This is a genomic window from Epilithonimonas sp. (assembly GCF_036780765.1).
Classification (GTDB): Bacteria; Bacteroidota; Bacteroidia; order Flavobacteriales; family Weeksellaceae; genus Epilithonimonas.
The window spans coordinates 569491-587694 of the sequence record NZ_DAIQCG010000001.1; the positions used below are offsets into that span (position 1 = coordinate 569491).

General features: G+C 36.2%; 16 protein-coding genes. All 16 read left to right on the forward strand.

Going from position 1 to position 18204, the window contains the following annotated elements; translation table 11 throughout:
- The first annotated feature begins 16 nt into the window (after positions 1-16).
- A complete protein-coding gene (locus tag V7P73_RS02725; RefSeq protein ID WP_313600242.1) occupies positions 17-388 on the forward strand; it encodes an FtsL-like putative cell division protein in 372 nt (123 codons plus the stop codon).
- The gene (locus tag V7P73_RS02730) at positions 369-2366 is read left to right on the forward strand and encodes a penicillin-binding transpeptidase domain-containing protein (RefSeq protein WP_333851271.1); all 1998 of its coding nucleotides are present in this window, start codon (positions 369-371) and stop codon (positions 2364-2366) included. The genes V7P73_RS02725 and V7P73_RS02730 overlap by 20 nt, the downstream gene beginning before the upstream one ends.
- Positions 2367-2390: 24 nt before the next feature.
- A complete protein-coding gene (locus V7P73_RS02735; protein ID WP_333851272.1) occupies positions 2391-3851 on the forward strand; it encodes a UDP-N-acetylmuramoyl-L-alanyl-D-glutamate--2,6-diaminopimelate ligase in 1461 nt (486 codons plus the stop codon).
- 6 nt (positions 3852-3857) lie between these two features.
- Positions 3858-5099, forward strand: a complete 1242-nt coding sequence (mraY, locus tag V7P73_RS02740; protein WP_333851274.1) for a phospho-N-acetylmuramoyl-pentapeptide-transferase — start codon at positions 3858-3860, stop codon at positions 5097-5099.
- Positions 5100-5226: 127 nt separating this feature from the next.
- Positions 5227-6570: a UDP-N-acetylmuramoyl-L-alanine--D-glutamate ligase gene (gene murD, locus V7P73_RS02745; RefSeq protein ID WP_333851276.1), complete on the forward strand. Its 1344-nt coding sequence runs from the start codon at positions 5227-5229 to the stop codon at positions 6568-6570.
- Between the two features lie 68 nt (positions 6571-6638).
- The gene (locus V7P73_RS02750; RefSeq protein WP_333851278.1) at positions 6639-7874 is read left to right on the forward strand and encodes an FtsW/RodA/SpoVE family cell cycle protein; all 1236 of its coding nucleotides are present in this window, start codon (positions 6639-6641) and stop codon (positions 7872-7874) included.
- The gene (gene murG, locus V7P73_RS02755) at positions 7875-9011 is read left to right on the forward strand and encodes an undecaprenyldiphospho-muramoylpentapeptide beta-N-acetylglucosaminyltransferase (RefSeq protein ID WP_333851280.1); all 1137 of its coding nucleotides are present in this window, start codon (positions 7875-7877) and stop codon (positions 9009-9011) included.
- Positions 9012-9024: 13 nt separating this feature from the next.
- Positions 9025-9492, forward strand: a complete 468-nt coding sequence (locus tag V7P73_RS02760) for a hypothetical protein (RefSeq protein ID WP_333851282.1) — start codon at positions 9025-9027, stop codon at positions 9490-9492.
- A gap of 10 nt (positions 9493-9502) precedes the next feature.
- The gene (gene murC, locus V7P73_RS02765; protein WP_333851284.1) at positions 9503-10861 is read left to right on the forward strand and encodes a UDP-N-acetylmuramate--L-alanine ligase; all 1359 of its coding nucleotides are present in this window, start codon (positions 9503-9505) and stop codon (positions 10859-10861) included.
- A gap of 94 nt (positions 10862-10955) precedes the next feature.
- A complete protein-coding gene (locus V7P73_RS02770) occupies positions 10956-11333 on the forward strand; it encodes a GxxExxY protein (RefSeq protein ID WP_333851286.1) in 378 nt (125 codons plus the stop codon).
- A gap of 89 nt (positions 11334-11422) precedes the next feature.
- Positions 11423-12439 carry a cell division protein FtsQ/DivIB gene (locus tag V7P73_RS02775; protein WP_333851288.1) on the forward strand — a complete coding sequence of 339 codons (1017 nt, stop codon included), beginning with the start codon at positions 11423-11425 and terminating at the stop codon, positions 12437-12439.
- Positions 12440-12566: 127 nt separating this feature from the next.
- The gene (ftsA, locus tag V7P73_RS02780; protein ID WP_333851290.1) at positions 12567-13961 is read left to right on the forward strand and encodes a cell division protein FtsA; all 1395 of its coding nucleotides are present in this window, start codon (positions 12567-12569) and stop codon (positions 13959-13961) included.
- 104 nt (positions 13962-14065) lie between these two features.
- Complete coding sequence (gene ftsZ / locus V7P73_RS02785; RefSeq protein WP_333851292.1) at positions 14066-15970, forward strand: cell division protein FtsZ; 1905 nt, start codon at positions 14066-14068, stop codon at positions 15968-15970.
- 4 nt (positions 15971-15974) lie between these two features.
- The gene (locus tag V7P73_RS02790; protein WP_333851294.1) at positions 15975-16421 is read left to right on the forward strand and encodes a GatB/YqeY domain-containing protein; all 447 of its coding nucleotides are present in this window, start codon (positions 15975-15977) and stop codon (positions 16419-16421) included.
- Between the two features lie 303 nt (positions 16422-16724).
- Entirely contained in the window at positions 16725-17135 is a 411-nt protein-coding gene (locus V7P73_RS02795; protein WP_333851296.1) for a BrxA/BrxB family bacilliredoxin, read from the forward strand.
- Between the two features lie 104 nt (positions 17136-17239).
- Positions 17240-18178: a ribose-phosphate pyrophosphokinase gene (locus V7P73_RS02800; protein WP_333851298.1), complete on the forward strand. Its 939-nt coding sequence runs from the start codon at positions 17240-17242 to the stop codon at positions 18176-18178.
- Positions 18179-18204 lie beyond the last annotated feature (26 nt).

An 18204-nucleotide genomic window follows, 5' to 3' on the forward strand; every position in this document is an offset into this window, starting at 1 on the left:
AAACAAACAACCAAAAATGGCAAAGCAGACAACCTATAATAAGCAGAAAAAGAAACTCACTTTTATGGATATCATAAAAGGGAATTTTCTTAACCGTGATGAGGTAAAAGCACATTACAAATATTTTCTGTTCATTTTCGGATTGTTGATGGTGATGATTTATAGTAATCACTTGGTGAATCAGAAGATTGAGCACGTTAATAAACTTAAAGAAGAAAAAGAAGAGTACAAATCTAGAAATGCTTTTGCACAAAGCCGATTGATAAAAATTAGAATGGAATCCGAACTGGGAAAAGAAATGGTTCAGGATTCTTTGGTGAGTTTGGAAAGCCACCCGATGAAATTATTGATAAAAGTAGACAGTATAGATGATAAAGCAGCCCAATAACAATTACGAAAAAAAGCGTTCCAATGCGTTGAAGTGGGGCTACCTTTTTGTGTTGGGAGCTTTCATTTTGTTTATCATTTTTCTTGCCAGAATTTTGATCCTGCAGAATACTAATGTTCAGGAGTTTGAGGATAACTATATCAGTAAAAATTACCGAGAAGCAACTTTAAAAGCAGCTCGGGGTAATCTTTTTGCATCGGACGGATCTATACTGGCTACAACGGTGATGCGCTACGATATCTATCTGGATTTCAAATCTATGAGAGATACTATCTATTCCAATAACGTTGGAGCTCTTACAGATTCTCTTAGCAAGATGTTTGATAAACCGCGTAGCTACTTTAGGGCGAAATTAGATGCTCAGAATCAGAAGAATAACCAGTATTATTTGCTGGTGAAAGGTCTCGATTTTGATCAATATGACAGAATACGCAATTTTCCGATTTTCGCAAAAGGAAAAAATAAAGGCGGTTTCATTGTAGAAAGAAATTTTCGGAGAGAATTAGCAACAACTCAAATCGGAGCTGGAACAATCGGGGCGGACAACGGCGAATCAAAATCCGGCTTAGAAGGCGCATTCAGTAAGTTTTTAACAGGGATTGATGGGAAAAGATTGGAGCAAAAAATCACTTCTACACAATGGAAGCCAATCGATTATTGGAAAGTTCAAGAGCCAGTTGACGGACAAGATGTTTATACTACTCTTGATTTAAGGATTCAGGATATTGCCCATTCGGCATTGGAAAATCAATTAATCAAATTCGATGCAGATCACGGTTCGGTGGTCGTAATGGAAACAGGAAGCGGGAAGATCCGCGCTATGGTAAACCTTAGAAGAACAGAACCGGGAATTTATGTTGACGCTTACAATTATACTGTAAAAGACGCTCAGGAACCAGGTTCCACATTCAAAACAGTGTCACTTCTGGCTGCAATGGATGATGGCTTCATCGATGAAAATACGAAAGTCAACATTGGAAACGGAATCTGGAACTATGCAGGACAAAGAATTACAGACGGTCACGGTGGTGGAACTTATGATGTGAGCGATGTTTTGGCAAAATCAAGTAACGTTGGTGCTGCGAAATTAATTACAACACATTACGCGGATAAACCTCAGGTTTTCATAGACCATTTGAAACGATGGAAAATGTTCGATAAGATGCAAATCGAATTGCCGGGAATTGCAAAGCCATCCATCCAAACGCCGGAGAGCAAGCGTTGGAACAAAGCCACATTGGCTTCTTTGGCTTATGGTTACTCGTCAAGATTTCCGCTGTTGCAGCTGGTTACTTTTTATAATGGTATCGCTAATAAAGGTAAGATGGTAAAACCTCTTTTCATTGACAAAATAATGAAAGATGGTAAAGTTCTTTATGAAGCGAAACCTGAGATTATGGTTAAGAAAATGGCTTCTGATAAAGCGATTACGATGATGACACACGCTTTGACAAAAGCAGTTGAAAAAGGAACGGCAAAAAGTATCTATACTCCGAATCTTAAAATTGCAGGAAAAACCGGAACAGCAAGATTTGAATATTGGAAAGCAGGACCAATGAAATACCAGGCATCATTTGCGGGTTTTTATCCAGCTGACAATCCTAAATATACGTGTATCGTAGTTATTAATCAGCCAGATACATCAAAGGGTTTTTATGGAGGAACAGTTTCTGCGCCAGTTTTCAAAGAAATTGCAGGAAAAACTTTCTTGAAAACACCTTTGAATGTTGAGAAAGACCTTTTGGTGGAACATAAAGTTAATCTTAACAAAATGACTGCACCAAATGTAAAGTTAAATGTCAGAAAAGATTCGATGCCGAATTTGGTGGGAATGATTGGAAAGAATGTGATTCCTCAGCTTGAAAATCTAGGTTATAGAGTAGATTACAAAGGTGTTGGAAAAATCACAGGACAATTTCCGGCGGAAGGTGCAAACATTGGAAAAAACCAGAGAATTTATCTGAATCTTCAAAACTAAAAATTAAAGCGAAAGCTTAGATATATGATTTTAAAAGACTTATTACAAAGAATCCATATTCTGGAAACTATCGGAACTCTTGAAAGAGAAGTTTCGGAATTGGTTTTTGACAGCAGAAAAGTTGTTGAAAATTCTTTGTATGTTGCATTGAAAGGAACGATTTCAGACGGACATTCTTACATCAATCAAAGCATCGAAAAAGGTGCAAAAACGATAGTTTGTGAAGAATTGCCTTCAGAAATTAATGAGGAAGTAACTTATTTGAAAGTTGAAAATTCTTCCAAAACTTTAGGACATTTGGCTTCTAATTTTTACGGAAATCCTTCTGAGAAATTAAACTTAATTGGTGTTACCGGAACCAATGGAAAAACTTCTGTAACAACTTTATTATTTGATATTTTCAAAAATTTGGGTTATCAATCTGCTTTGATTTCTACTGTTGAGTACAGAATCGGAGACGAAATTATTCCTTCCACACACACAACACCGGATGTGATTCGTCTAAATCAAATGTTGGCAAAAGCGGTTGAAATCGGATGCGAATATGCTTTTATGGAAGTAAGTTCTCACGGAATTTCCCAAGACAGAATCGAAGGTTTACATTTCAAAATCGCCGGTTTTACGAATATCACGCACGACCATTTGGATTATCACAAAACTTTCCAAAATTATATCTACGCTAAGAAGAGATTCTTCGACGAGTTGGAAGATTCTGCAGTTGCGATTACGAATGCCGATGACAAAAACGGTCTAGTGATGTTGCAGAATACCAAAGCGAAAAAGAAAACTTTTGCTTTGAAAACGATGGCAGATTTCCACGGAAAAGTTGTGGAAATAGATTTCAACGGAATGTTGCTGAATTTCAATAACAAAGAATTCTGGACAACATTGACAGGAAAATTCAATGCTTATAATTTGTTGTTGGCTTACGGAATTGCCTTGGAATTAGGAATGGACGAAACGGAAGTTCTTCAGGCGATTTCAACATTGAAAAGAGTGAATGGAAGATTCGAAACGATAAAATCCGACAGCGGAATTTTCTTCGTGGTCGATTATTCTCACACGCCAGATGCATTGGAAAACGTGTTGGACAGCATCAACGAAATCAGAACCAAAAACGAAAGATTGATTTGTGTTTTCGGTTGCGGAGGCGACAGAGACAAAACCAAACGTCCTGAAATGGGAGACATTGCAACCAAAAAATCGACTTTGGCAATCATCACATCGGACAATCCAAGAACTGAAGAGCCAACGCAGATTATCAAAGAAATAGAAGCGGGTGTTCAACCGCAGAATTTTAGTAAATACACTTCGATTCCTGACAGAAGAGAAGCCATAAAAATGGCAATTAAATTTGCCGAACCAAAAGATATTGTGTTGGTGGCGGGAAAAGGTCACGAAACATATCAGGAAGTAAATGGTGTGAAACATCATTTTGATGACAAGGAAACGATTAGGGAATTATTACAATTAATGGGAAAATAGAACATCATGCTATATTATCTATATGAATATTTAACTGCTCATGGGATTCACGTTCCGGGAATGAATTTGTTCAAGTACATTTCGTTCCGGGCAGCGATGGCCGTTTTGTTTTCGCTGATAATTGCCTTGGCATACGGTAAAAAAATCATCAATTACCTAAGAAAAAAACAGATGGGAGAATTGGTAAGAGATCTTGGTCTGGAAGGGCAGAAACAAAAAGAAGGAACACCAACAATGGGCGGTTTGATTATAATTTTGGCAACCATCATTCCGGTTTTATTATTTACAAGAATTACCAATGTGTACATCGTTCTTTTGATTATCTCAGTTTTATGGATGGGAGCGATTGGATTTTTGGACGATTATCTAAAAAAAGTTAAGAAAAATAAAGACGGTTTAAGTGGAAAATTTAAAGTAATTGGACAGGTTGGTTTAGGCCTAATTGTCGGAGTTACAATGTATTTCCATCCTGATGTTGAGGTTAAGAGAAAATATGCCGATGCAACGGTTATCAATAGAAATAATGTAGAACAGAACTTTATGCCGGACGAGAAAATTCCGGTTTCTACAGTTCCTTTTACAAAGAATAATGAGTTCGATTATAGTGGAATTTTGTTCTGGATGGATGATGCAAAAGCGCACGAATGGGCTTGGATTGTCTTTATTCCAATCGTGATTTTCATTGTAACAGCAGTTTCCAACGGAGCCAATATTACTGATGGGATTGATGGATTAGCCGCAGGAACCAGTGCCGTAATCTTACTGACGTTGGCATTCTTTGCATACGTCTCTGGAAACATCATCTTTGCAGATTATTTGAATATTATGTTCCTCCCACATATGGGAGAAACCACCATTTTTGCGCTTGCTTTGGTGGGAGCTGTGATTGGTTTTTTTTGGTACAATACTTATCCAGCACAGATTTTTATGGGTGATACAGGAAGTCTGATGTTAGGTGGCGTAATCGCGGTTTTAGCTATTATTCTTAGAAAAGAATTATTGATTCCTGTTCTTTGCGGTGTGTTTCTAATAGAAAATCTTTCCGTGATTTTGCAGGTGATGGTTTTCAAATACAGAAAGAAAAAACATGGGCTGGAATATGCTCAAAACAATAGATTATTCAAGATGTCTCCACTACATCATCATTATCAGAAAGAAGGTTTTCACGAGAGTAAAATCGTGAATCGAATGATAATCATAGGTGTTATGCTGGCAATTATTTGTCTAATCACTTTGAAAACTAGATAGAGAACTGTAAAATGTGAAAAGTATAATATATAATGTATTTTTTACAGAATAATTAAAATTAATAATGAGTTGATGTACAATTTATAAGTCATTTTACTTTGTACAAAATACATTTTACAAAATAGTTATGAGAGTAGTAATACTTGGAGGAGGCGAAAGCGGCGTTGGAGCTGCGTATCTGGCAAAAGCTAAAGGCTTTGAAGTCTTTCTTTCGGACATGGGAAAAATCCGTGAGAATTATAAAAAAGAATTAGATAAGCTTGGGATAGACTACGAAGATGGAACTCATACAGAAGAAAAAATCCTGAATGCCGATTGGGTCATCAAAAGTCCTGGAATTCCGAAAAAGGCGGAAATGGTGCAGAAGATTCAGGAGAAAGGAATCAGATTGTCTTCTGAGATTGAATTTGCATCAGAATTTACAGATGCGAAAATTATTGCGATTACAGGAAGTAATGGAAAAACCACGACAACGTCTTTGATTTATTACATTTTGAAGGAAGATGGTTTTAATGTAGGATTGGGCGGAAACATCGGAAAAAGCTTTGCAAAACAGGTGGCTGAGGAGAATTTTGATTATTATGTATTGGAAGTGAGTAGTTTCCAATTGGATGATATTCAGAATTTTAGACCCTACATTTCATTATTATTGAATTTGTCAAAAGATCATCTGGACCAGTACAATTACAATTATGAAGAATATGCTTTGGCTAAATTCAGAATTGCTGAAAATCAGGATGCTAATAATTTTTTCATCTACAATAAAGATGATGAAATGAGCAAATCGATTCTTGAAAAATTGGATTTGAAAGTAACTAAAGTTCCATTTTCGCTAGAGGAAAAATTAGAAAAAGGTGCGTTCTCGATTGATGAGAATTTTGTAGTCAATATCAATGAAGGATTCACGATGAAGATTGACGAATTATCATTGGTTGGAAAACATAATGTGGCGAACAGCTTAGCGGCGAGTATTGCCGGAAAGTTGTTGGAAATCAGTAATGAAAGTATCAGACATTCGTTAATGACATTCCAAGCTGTAGAACATAGGTTGGAACCTGTAGCAGAAATCAAAGGTGTGAAGTTCATCAACGACAGTAAGGCAACCAATGTGAACGCAACTTACTTCGCTCTAGAAAGTATGAAGCAACCGGTAATCTGGATTGTTGGCGGAAAAGATAAAGGAAACGATTACTCCGAAATCGAAGAATTAGTTAGGAAAAAAGTAAAAGCAATTGTCTGCTTGGGAATTGATAACTCTAAAATTATTGACTTCTTTAAAGATAAAAAAACACAGATTTATGACACTTCGAGTATGCAGAAAGCAGTAGAAGTTTCTAAATCGCTTGCAGAAAAAGGAGACGTGGTTTTATTGTCGCCTTGCTGCGCAAGTTTTGATTTGTTCAATGGTTATGAAGACCGTGGAAATCAATTCAAAAAAGAAGTTTTAGAAGAATTGACAATTAAGAATTAGAATTGTACAAAGTAATAAGTAGAAAGTACACTGTACATCATACTTTTTACATCATACAAATAATATAAATGGAAAACCAAACTACAGAAAACAAATTCGAACTGCTGAAAGGAGATAAAGTCCTTTGGTCGGTTATCATTTTGATTTCCTTCCTTTCCGTATTTCCGGTTTATTCCGCAAGTTCGAATCTGGAATATATCGTGAACAACGGAACTACAACAGGTCACGTTTTCAAACATATCGTTTTCGTATTCATTGGTTTGGGAATTATGCGTTTCGTAGGAACAGTAAAGTACGAGCACATCGGAAAACTGAGTTCCATTTTGCTTTTGTTCACGATTGGATTGTTGTTAATTACGATGTTCACAGGACAAAAGATTGAAGGTGCAAGTGCTTCGCGTTGGTTAAAAATTCCGGGAACACCGATATCGTTTCAGCCTTCGTCATTCGCTTATTTGATGCTGATTATCTATCTGTGCAGATATTTAACCAAAAAAATCAAAAGAGAAAGATTACCGCTAGAGAATGTGATTTACATCTTCGGACCCATTCTCATTGTGTTTGGATTGGTAGCGAAAGATAACGGTTCTACCGCTTTAATGATTATGATGGTGTCTATTATCATCTTGATTATTGGACAGTTAGCTTGGCAATATGTCGCGGGATTTATATCGCTTTCAGTGGTTTTCATTGTAATGTTTTTAGTCATTGCTCTGAATACGAATTTAATCGGTGGAAACCGTGTTCACACGTGGATGAGCCGTATTGAAACATTTACGAGTTCCAAAAAAACAGCTGATGTTGAGGACGAAAGTATCAAGGCCAAAAACTATCAGGTGATGCAGGCAAAAGCCGCGATTGTACACGGCGGATTTAACGGAATTGGACCTGGAAAAAGTGCTTTGAAACAGACATTACCACAATCGGTTTCGGATTTTATTTTCGCAATTATTGTGGAGGAGTACGGCTGGATTGGAGCGTTTGTTCTAATTAGCCTTTATATGATAATGATTATCAGGATTGTGATGATTGCCAGTAAAATGCCCGCATTTTTTGGGTCATTGCTGGTTCTAGCGATTGGACTGATGATTTTTGTCCAATTATCAGTAAATATTGCAGTTGCAGTAAATCTGATTCCGGTAACAGGTCAGCCTTTACCATTGATAAGTTATGGAGGAACATCGATGTTGGTAACCTATATTCAATTAGGAATTATCCTGAACGTAAGTTCCAGAATTCAGGTTTTTGATGAAGAAGGTTTGGGCAAAAAACAAAGTATTGAAGAAATAAATGATATTGCGTAAATGAGCAAAAAACTTAAAATATTAATGAGTGGCGGAGGAACTGGTGGACATATCTTTCCGGCTGTTGCGATTGCTCAGGAAATCCAAAAAAGATTTCCCGATGCAGAGTTTTTGTTCATTGGTGCGAACGGAAAAATGGAGATGGAAAAGGTTCCTCAATCCGGATTCAAAATAGAAGGATTGAATATCGCTGGATTTGACAGAGGTAATCTTCTGAAAAATATCGGGTTGCCGTTCAAAATCATTTCCAGCTTGATAAAAGCTAAGAAAATCATCAAAAATTTCAAACCGGATTTTGCGGTTGGAACTGGTGGTTTCGCAAGCGGGCCAGCTTTGTATATTGCTGCAAAAATGGAAATTCCAACTTTTATTCAGGAACAGAACTCTTTGCCAGGAAAGACCAATGTTTTCAATGCTAAAAAAGCGAAAGCAGTTTTCACGGCTTATCCGGATATGGAGAAATTTTTCCACGGCACGAAAACTTACTTTTTAGGAAATCCGATTCGTCAGAATATCATAACAGATTTGATTGATAAGGATTTAGCTAAAGAAAAATTAGGTTTAGATAAAAATAAATTAACGATTCTTTCAGTTGGCGGTTCTCTTGGTTCCAGAACTTTGAACAACGGCTGGAAAGATAATTTTGATAAACTTAAAGAAAAAGATTATCAATTAATCTGGCAGACAGGAAAAACAGATTTTAAAAGTATAGTTGATAGTTATCAGTTGTTAGTTGATGGGAATTCCGACAACAATCCACAATCAACCGACAACCAAATTCTCATAAGAGAATTTATCAGCGATATGGCTTTGGCGTATTCAGCGGCGGATGTAATTGTTTCCCGAGCTGGCGCGATTGCGATTTCAGAATTGGCTGTTGCGAAAAAACCAGTTTTACTGATTCCGTTTCCATTTGCGGCGGAAGACCATCAGACCAAAAATGCATTGACTCTGGTTGAGAAAAATGCGGCGAGAATGGTAAAAGATTCTGAGATGAAGGATAAATTCTGGAATACACTTTCAGAAATCTGTGAGAACGAAAATCTTAGAAATGAAATTTCAGCCAATCTAGAGTTCTTTGCAAAGCCAAAAGCAGCGGAAGGTATTGTAGATGAGATTTTTAAAGTGATTAAATAAATAACACAAAGAAATGATTAAAAAACTATTTTGGTTAATGTCTCTAATGCTTTTCTGTAGTTGTGCTTCTGATTTTTATAAACCTACTCCAGAAAAATTTGCAACACAAGAAAGGATTAGTAAAATAAAAGGATTTGCAGAACAATTTTTTAATAAATGTAACAATAAAGATTATTCTGAAATTCAAGGATACAATATAGATATAAATACAAAAAAAGATTTAGCACCTGAAAATTTGAAGAAATTGTGTGAAAAATTATTGGAAAAGACAGGTAAAATTACAGTTGGAAAGTTTAACAATTCAATCACGCCTAATCGCCCTTCGGATTTTATGGATTTAATGGTTTTCGATGCAAAATGTGAAAATAATGACTCGATAAAATATGCTGTTGTCTCTCTTTATAGAGATAAAGATTTTATATATAAAATTAATTTGTCAAAAACACCGAAACCTGTAATTAGAGTCAATTTTCGTAAATAACTATTAATAAATGAGCATCTTAAACAAATATCAAAACTTTTATTTCATCGGAATCGGTGGGATTGGGATGAGTGCGCTGGCGAGATATTTTCACGCCAACGGCAAAAATGTTTTGGGTTATGATAAAACGCCAACAAAACTGACGGCTCAGCTTGGTGTTGAAGGTATTGATATTACATTTGAAGATGTGATTGATGAGACAATTGTAGCGCTGGATAAAGAATCGACTTTGGTTATTTATACACCTGCAATTAAGAAACTCGGAATTTTGGATCACTTCGCTAGTGAAAGTTTTGAAATTTTGAAACGTGCAAAAGTTTTAGGATTGATTACTGAAAATACAGATTGTATCGCCGTTGCAGGAACGCACGGAAAAACGACAACTTCTACATTAATAGCCCATTTGTGCAAAGAAGCTAATCTTCCGTCCTCGGCATTTTTAGGCGGAATTTCTGAGAATTTCAAATCTAATTTTGATTATAACGGCAATCAATTTTCTGTGGTTGAAGCGGATGAATATGACAGAAGTTTCCTAAACCTTTCTCCAGATTGGGCAGTTGTAACATCAATTGATGCAGATCATTTGGATATTTACGGAGATAGACTTCATATTGAAGAAGGATTCCGTCAGTTTGCAGCTTTGGTTCCAAATGACAATAAGTTGTTTGTTAGAAAAGGAATTGCAATCGGAAGAGAACACAAGACTTATGCAGTGAATGAAGAAGCGGATTATTATTCTGATAACCTGAGAATGGATCACGATAAAATCTATTTCGATTTTCATACACCAACGCAGAAAATTGAAGATTTTGTTTGGGAAATTCCGGGAATTCATAATGTTGAAAATGCAACGGTTGCTTTGGCGATTCTGAGCAATTTAGGTGTCGATTTCGATACCTTGAAAAAGGCGATTGCCAGTTTCAAAGGCATCAAGAGAAGATATACGAAACATATTTTCGATAACGGAAAAATCTATATCGACGATTATGCGCATCATCCAACAGAACTGAATGCAGTCATTGGTTCGATTAAAACTTTCTATCCGACCAAGAAATTGTTGGTGGTTTTCCAACCTCATCTTTTCAGCAGAACAAGAGATTTTGCAGAAGATTTTGCTAGAAGTCTGGAAAATGGAGATGATTTGTTGTTACTCGATATTTATCCTGCGAGAGAGCTTCAGGAAAATTTTGAAGGGATTACCTCAACTTGGTTATCTGAGAAAATTGAAACAGAAAACAAAGAAGTCTGCACGTTGCAGAAAACTTTTGAAAAGATAAAAGAAAAAGACTTTGATATTTTATTGACAGCCGGAGCGGGAAATATTGATACACTTTATGACCCGATTATGGAATGGCTTCCGAATGTTTGATTTTAAACGCAAGGTTCGCAAGGAGATTTTTATAAAATTGAAAAATTTTCGGAACGCTAAGGCATTTCACTCAGCAAATGAAAATTGAAAATAAATGAATGAAAACGAAATTTCAAGTATTGTGTTTGATGCAGGAATGAAAATTCATCGCAAACTTGGAGTTGGTCTTTACGAAAATGTCTATGAAGAGTGTCTGGCTTATGAACTGAAGGAAAGAAGATTGATTGTTGAAAGGCAAAAAGATATTAAGGTTGAATATGAAAATTTGATTATTGAAAAAGCATTTAGAGTCGATTTATTAATCGAAAACAAATTAATTATAGAAATAAAAGCAGTTCCAGAAATTAATGATTATCATTTTTTCCAGCTTTTAAATTATTTAAGATTAACAGAAATGAAGCTGGGAATGATTTTAAATTTTCATTCAATGTTATTCAAAAATGGAGTAAAAAGAGTAGTAAATAAATTATAAAATAGCTGAGCAAAGCGCCCTTGTGAACGAAAATAATCAGCATTAATGTAAAAAAGACTTAGCGCTCGTTGCGTTAAAAATAAAGAAGAATGAAAAACAAGTGGAGAATATTGAAGATATTGGTGACAGTCGTCCTTTTTGGATTTCTGCTCAGTTTCTCATTGAAACGTTTCAATAACGCTAAGATGGAGAATGTATCTATCAATATGAACCAGACCAAAACGCCGGTTTATTTTGTGGATGAGAAGGATATCAAAGATTTGGTAAAACAATATAATCCAACGAAAAAGATTGGCGATGTTAAGATTCCGGAATTGGAGAAGAGGATTAATGAGATTCCGTTTGTTGATAGTGCTAATGTTTATATGAATCTGAACGGAAACTTGAATGTCGATATCAAACAACGTATTCCTGTTTTCAGATTAAATAAAAACGGAAAGGATTTTTACGTAGACGAAAAAGGCGTAGAATTCCCGATTTCGAGTAACTTTTCTTATCCGTGTATGTTGGTAATGGGCGATGTTGATGCTTCGGAATATCAGGAACTCGGAAAGTTGATTGAGAAAATTGATAAAGATGATTTCAGTAAAAAATATTTCATCGGAATTAAAAAAGAAAAAGACAATTATAATCTTCTGACAAGCGATGGGAATTACAAAGTTGAGATTGGAGATTTAGAAAATATTGATTTCAAGGTTAAAGGATTTAAAACTTTTGTAGAGAAATATCTGGTTTATCAGAATCCGAATAAGTACAAAAAGATTTCGGTTAAATACAATAATCAAATTGTAACCACACTAAATCCTTATTTCAAAGAAAACGACAGTATTCTGAGAAACGCACCAAAAATTGAGTTAAAGCTTGAAAATGGAAGTCAGAAGCCAGAAATGAAAAAAACAGAAACTAAAAAAACGGAATCCAAACCGGAACCGAAAAAAGAAATAAAAAAAGCTGAACCTAAAAAATCAGAAGTCAAAAAAGAATCTTCAAAACCTAAAAAAGTAGAGAAGAAATCTGAACCGAAAAAATCTACGGAAAAGAAAAAGGAAACCTCTTCCAAATCGTCTTCTGATAAAAAGAAAAAAGCAAAAGTAGTAGTAGAATAAATTAGAAATAAATAGATAAAGTCTTAGCTGAGTGAAACGCCTTTGCGAACTTAAAAGCATAATAATGGTAAAATAAAACTTTGCGGACTTTGCGTTAAAAATTAAAAAAAATCAAATCGAGCATATAATGGAAAATCAAGAGTATTCAGTAGGTCTGGACATTGGGACAACTAAGATTGTCGCCATTGTCGGCAGACGTAACGCTCACGGGAAAATCGAAATCCTGGGCGTTGGGAAGGCTAAAAGTCTTGGTGTTCACAAAGGAATTGTGAACAACATTTCCCAAACCATCAATTCCATCAAAACTGCAGTGGCGGAAGCGCAATCCAGCGCAGGTGTTCCTATCCACAAGGTAACTGTAGGAATTGCAGGAAAACATATCCGTTCTCTCCAACATTCGGATTATATAATGAGAGAGCATCCGGATAGATACATCACAGAAGATGATATCGAGAAACTAAAAGACCAGGTAAAGAAATTGGTAATGTTGCCTGGCGAAGAAATTATCCACGTTTTGCCTCAGGAATACAAAGTAGATTCTGAAGGCGAAATCCAGGAGCCAATCGGGATGCACGGCAAAAGATTAGAAGCTAATTTCCACGTTGTTGTGGGACAAATGGGTTCTATCAGAAACATTGCAAGATGCGTTCGTGAAGCTGGTTTGGAGATGGAAGCTTTGACATTAGAACCTTTGGCATCGTCTGAAGCGGTTCTTACAAAAGAAGAAAAAGAAGCTGGTGTTGCGATTGTTGATATCGGTGGTGGAACTACGGATATCGCGATTTTTAAAGACAACATCATTCGTCATACTTGCGTGATTCCTTACGGAGGTGGAATTATCACTGATGATATCAAGGAAGGATGTTCAATCATCGAGAAACACGCAGAACAACTGAAAGTGAAATTCGGTTCGTCTGTTCCGGAATTGGAAAAAGACAGTACTTACGTAACGATTCCAGGATTACACGGTCGTCCAGACAAAGAAATTTCGCTTAAAGTTTTAGCGCAGATTATCAATGCAAGAGTTGAAGAAATTCTTGAAATGGTCAATACTGAATTAAAGGCTTACGGCGCTTTCGAACAAAAGAAAAAACTGATTGCAGGAATCGTTTTGACTGGTGGTGGTTCCAACTTGAGAAACCTTCGTCAGTTAGCGAATTACACAACAGGTTTTGACAGCAGAATTGGTTTTGCTAACGAGTATGTGGCGAACGATAAAAATCAGTATCTTAAAGGACCGGAATTTGCAACATCAATCGGTTTATTGATGGAAAGTCTTAAAATCAGAGATAAAAAAATCGTTCCAACTGAAGAAGAAATTATCGAAGAAAAGAAAGAAGAGGGAAGTCACAAGTTGGAAGTTGCCAACCCAAAAACCGAAGGGGAAAATATTCCATCTTCCATCATCGAGCCTCCAGCGGAAATTGCAAAACCACAAGAACAAGCCAGACGAAACAAACTAACGTTCGGACAATCTCTAATGGATAAAGTGAAAAAATTCTTCGAGGAAGTAGAAGAGTAATTAATAATTGTAAAATTGCCAAATCGTGGAATCGTAAAACCAGCAAAAGCCAATTTTGCAAATCAACAATTTAACGATTTAACAAAATTTAAAAATAACATACTATGGACAATATAAATAATACACAAGGATTTTCATTTGACCTTCCAAAAGGGAATTCTGCCATCATCAAAGTAATTGGTGTTGGGGGCGGTGGAAACAACGCTTTGAAACATATGTACGAGAAGGGGATTTACGGCGTAGATTTCGTGATTTGTAATACAGATGCCCAGACTTTGGATAACAATCCGGTTTCTAATAAAGTTCAGTTAGGAGTAACGATGACGGAAGGTCTAGGTGCAGGAGCAGACCCAGAAGTTGGAGAAAAAGCGGCGATTGAAAGTATCGACGATATCAAAGCAGCAATGGGACAAAATACCAAGATGGTTTTCATCACTGCCGGAATGGGCGGTGGAACTGGAACCGGTGCGGCGCCCGTGATTGCAAAAGTGGCAAAGGAAATGGGAATTCTGACAGTGGGAATCGTAACCGTACCTTTTAGTTTTGAAGGAAAAAGAAGATTGGACCAAGCTAATTTAGGTTTGGAAAAATTGAGAAATAATGTTGATTCTTTGATTGTAATTAATAATGATAAATTGAGACAACAATTCGGAAATCTAGGTTTCAAACAAGGATTTTCCAAAGCCGATGAAGTTTTGACGAATGCGGCAAAAGGAATGGCAGAAGTTATTACAGGTTATTTCGATGTGAATATTGACTTCCGTGATGCTAAATCTGTTTTGGCTAATTCCGGAACAGCATTGATGTCAACTGGTGTTGCAACTGGTGAGAAAAAAGCGGAAGAAGCTGTTAAAAAAGCATTGGATTCTCCTTTATTGAATGACAACAAAATCACTGGTGCGAAAAACGTTCTACTGTTGATTAGAAGTGGTGTTTCCGAAGTGACGATGGACGAAATCGGTGTGATTATGGATTATATCCAGAAAGAAGCTGGAAATACGGCAGACATCATTTTCGGAGTTGGAACAGACGAAGAATTAGGAGATGCAGTTAGCGTTTTGGTAATTGCAACTGGTTTTTCAAACGATAACAAAAAACATTCTGGTGTAACTGAGACTATCAAGTATTCTTTGGAAGACAGACCAAGTTCTTCATCTCACAGAGAATCGCCATTCAAAAGCAGAGCTCAGCAAGAGACAAAACAAGAAGTACAATCGGGAAAGAATTTTTTTCGTTTAGAAGATGATGACGATTTTGGAACTTCTAACTTTCCAACTAATTCCGTTGCAGAAAGTCTTGTAGAAGAAGTTGAAACTGAAACTCAAATCATCGAAAACGAGGGAATCCAAGATTTCTCAAACGATTATAATTCGAACAGCGGAAAGCAAGAATATAACCTTTTTACTTTTGAAGAAGATGCTTATGAAGAAGTAGATTTGGAAGCACAATCTTTTTCTTTCGAAGTAGAGGACAAGCCAAAAGCGTCTTTCAAAGAAGAAGAAATTGAGAAGCATGTTGAAGTGACTTTCACAATCAACGAACCAAGTATTGAAGAAGAATTTCCTGTGATTGAAAAGCAAGTTATTTCTGAAATCAAAGATTCGGTAATCGAAGAAACGCCAATCAGAGAAGAGATCGTTAACGAAATCATCGAGGAAAAAATTGAAGAACCAACAAGATTTTCTTTCGCTGTAGAAACTAAGGAAGAAATTGTAGAAGAGAAAAAGTCTGAGCCAGTTCAGGAAACTGAAAGCGGATTCACTTTCTTCAACAAAACTCCGGATTCTTCAAAAGCAATGGAAAGAAGAAACAAGTTGAGAGAATTCAATTCCCGTTACCAGCAATTGGATAATGAGAATGTTTTCGAAACAGTTCCGGCTTTCAAAAGAAAGAATATCAATATCGATGGTTCTAATGCATCTGACCAAAATATCAACACTTATTTGTCTGATAATAATGGGAATATGCAGTTGAGAGAAAATCGTTTCCTTAACAAAGATGTAGATTAAGATTATGAGTTTAGAAACTATAATAAGCGACGCGATAAAAACCGCAATGCGCGAGAAAGACAGAGTTGCTCTAGATTCTCTTCGTGCTGTGAAAGCTCAAATTATCTTGTTGCAAACCGAAGCCAGGGGTGCTGAAGTTTCAGCAGAACAAGAGATTGCGATTTTGCAAAGAATGATAAAGCAGAGAAAAGATTCCTATGACCAATTTACGGCTCAGGGAAGAACGGACCTTGCTGAAGTGGAAGAAGCGCAATCAAGAATAATTGAGAAGTTTCTTCCGAAACAATTGTCTGCAGAAGAATTGGAATCAGAAATCAAGAAAATCATTTCTGAAACGGGAGCAGAATCTCTAAAAGATTTAGGAAAAGTAATGGGCGTTGCTTCCAAAGCATTAGCCGGAAAATCAGACGGAAAAAGTATTTCCGAAATGGTTAAGAAATTACTTTCTTAATTTATATATGATAGTTGATAAACGATAATTGATATCATTCATCATTTATATTTTATCAATTATAAAAACTGGATATACTTAATTTGCATATCGATTTGATTAAGCCCAATGTCTTCGGATTTTGGGTTTTTTATTGGCAAACTGCGAAAAAACAAACTGAAAAACTAATCGTCATAAGTTATGTATCGGTCAAAATGGCGCAATAGATATTTGGTATAATTTTAATAGAATCATTAATGTAATAATCAAAATAATAATTGATTAAATTTGCAGTTCAGAAATTAACCTAAAATATATTTTAATATGTATCCAGCAGATTTAGTATTGCCAATGAAGGCAGAACTTACAGATAAAGGGTTTGCAGACCTTACCACACCAGCACAAGTTGATGAAGCGCTTAAACAAAGCGGAACAACACTATTAGTTATCAACTCTGTTTGTGGATGTGCGGCAGGAGCTGCAAGACCGGGCGTTGTTTATTCTTTGACAGGCGAAAAGAAACCAGACCATTTGGTGACAGCTTTCGCAGGTTTTGATACAGAGGCTGTAGCAGAAGCAAGAAGGCTATTAGCTCCATTCCCTCCAAGCTCACCGTGTGTAGCACTTTTCAAAGACGGAGAGTTGGTGCATATGTTAGAAAGACACCACATCGAAGGTAATCCTGCAGGCGCGATCGCAGCGAATCTTCAGGCTGCTTTTGAAGAATATTGTTAAGAAATAAAAAGACCAAAATAGAAATATTTTGGTCTTTTTTTATAATAAAGTGAAAATCAATTTTCAGATTTTTCATTATTTTTTAAATTTGCAAAAAAGTAAAAATGTCAGATCAAGCAAGTTATTTGTTTTCTACAAGAACCAGCCACGAGTTGGCAGAAAAAATTGCTCAGTGCTATGGGCAGCCATTAGGAGTTATCAATTTTCAACATTTTAGCGATGGAGAATTTGAACCAGTTTTGGAACAATCTGTAAGAGGAGCGCGTGTTTTCCTCATTGCTTCTACCTTTCCTCCCGCCGATAATCTTTTGGAATTGTTATTAATGATTGATGCGGCGAAAAGAGCATCAGCCAAAAATATTACAGTTGTAATTCCTTACTACGGTTTAGCAAGACAAGATAGAAAAGACAAGCCTAGAGCACCAATCGGAGCTAAATTAGTGGCTAATCTTTTGACTGCTGCAGGAGCTACCAGAATTATGACAATGGATCTTCACGCAGATCAAATCCAAGGTTTCTTCGAGATTCCTGTGGATCATCTTTATGCCTCTACAATTTTTGTAGACTATATCAGATCTCTTGATTTAGAAAATCTAACGATTGCTTCTCCGGATATGGGAGGTGCGAAAAGAGCAAAGAATTATGCAGGTCATTTGGGAGCAGATGTTGTAATTGCTTACAAGGAAAGAAAAAAAGCCAACGTGGTAGAAGAGATGTTCCTAATCGGAGATGTTACAGACAAAAATGTGATTCTGATTGATGATATGATTGATACAGCTGGAACACTTTGTAAAGCTGCAGATATCTTGATAGAAAAAGGAGCAAAATCTGTTAGAGCAATGGCAACGCACGGTGTACTTTCCGGAAAAGCTTATGAGAATATCGAGAATTCTAAATTATTAGAAGTTATTGTAACAGATTCTATCCCAGTGAAAGAAGGTCAATCCTCCAAAATAAAAGTATTGTCTTGTGCTCAATTGTTCTCTGATGTAATGAAAATGGTACACGAGCACAAATCTATAAGTGAGAAGTTTATTATTTAAAAAAAATTAATATCTTTGCACCCTTA

Excerpts from the sequence above, each read along its gene's own strand:
- V7P73_RS02800 (WP_333851298.1), top strand. The coding sequence starts at position 17,240 with ATGTCAGATCAAGCAAGTTATTTGTTTTCTACAAGAACCAGCCACGAG.
- murG (WP_333851280.1), top strand. The coding sequence starts at position 7,875 with ATGAGCAAAAAACTTAAAATATTAATGAGTGGCGGAGGAACTGGTGGA.
- murD (WP_333851276.1), top strand. The coding sequence starts at position 5,227 with ATGAGAGTAGTAATACTTGGAGGAGGCGAAAGCGGCGTTGGAGCTGCG.
- V7P73_RS02770 (WP_333851286.1), top strand. The coding sequence starts at position 10,956 with ATGAATGAAAACGAAATTTCAAGTATTGTGTTTGATGCAGGAATGAAA.
- V7P73_RS02775 (WP_333851288.1), top strand. The coding sequence starts at position 11,423 with ATGAAAAACAAGTGGAGAATATTGAAGATATTGGTGACAGTCGTCCTT.
- V7P73_RS02790 (WP_333851294.1), top strand. The coding sequence starts at position 15,975 with ATGAGTTTAGAAACTATAATAAGCGACGCGATAAAAACCGCAATGCGC.
- ftsA (WP_333851290.1), top strand. The coding sequence starts at position 12,567 with ATGGAAAATCAAGAGTATTCAGTAGGTCTGGACATTGGGACAACTAAG.
- V7P73_RS02725 (WP_313600242.1), top strand. The coding sequence starts at position 17 with ATGGCAAAGCAGACAACCTATAATAAGCAGAAAAAGAAACTCACTTTT.
- ftsZ (WP_333851292.1), top strand. The coding sequence starts at position 14,066 with ATGGACAATATAAATAATACACAAGGATTTTCATTTGACCTTCCAAAA.
- V7P73_RS02730 (WP_333851271.1), top strand. The coding sequence starts at position 369 with ATGATAAAGCAGCCCAATAACAATTACGAAAAAAAGCGTTCCAATGCG.
- V7P73_RS02735 (WP_333851272.1), top strand. The coding sequence starts at position 2,391 with ATGATTTTAAAAGACTTATTACAAAGAATCCATATTCTGGAAACTATC.
- V7P73_RS02760 (WP_333851282.1), top strand. The coding sequence starts at position 9,025 with ATGATTAAAAAACTATTTTGGTTAATGTCTCTAATGCTTTTCTGTAGT.
- murC (WP_333851284.1), top strand. The coding sequence starts at position 9,503 with ATGAGCATCTTAAACAAATATCAAAACTTTTATTTCATCGGAATCGGT.
- mraY (WP_333851274.1), top strand. The coding sequence starts at position 3,858 with ATGCTATATTATCTATATGAATATTTAACTGCTCATGGGATTCACGTT.
- V7P73_RS02750 (WP_333851278.1), top strand. The coding sequence starts at position 6,639 with ATGGAAAACCAAACTACAGAAAACAAATTCGAACTGCTGAAAGGAGAT.
- V7P73_RS02795 (WP_333851296.1), top strand. The coding sequence starts at position 16,725 with ATGTATCCAGCAGATTTAGTATTGCCAATGAAGGCAGAACTTACAGAT.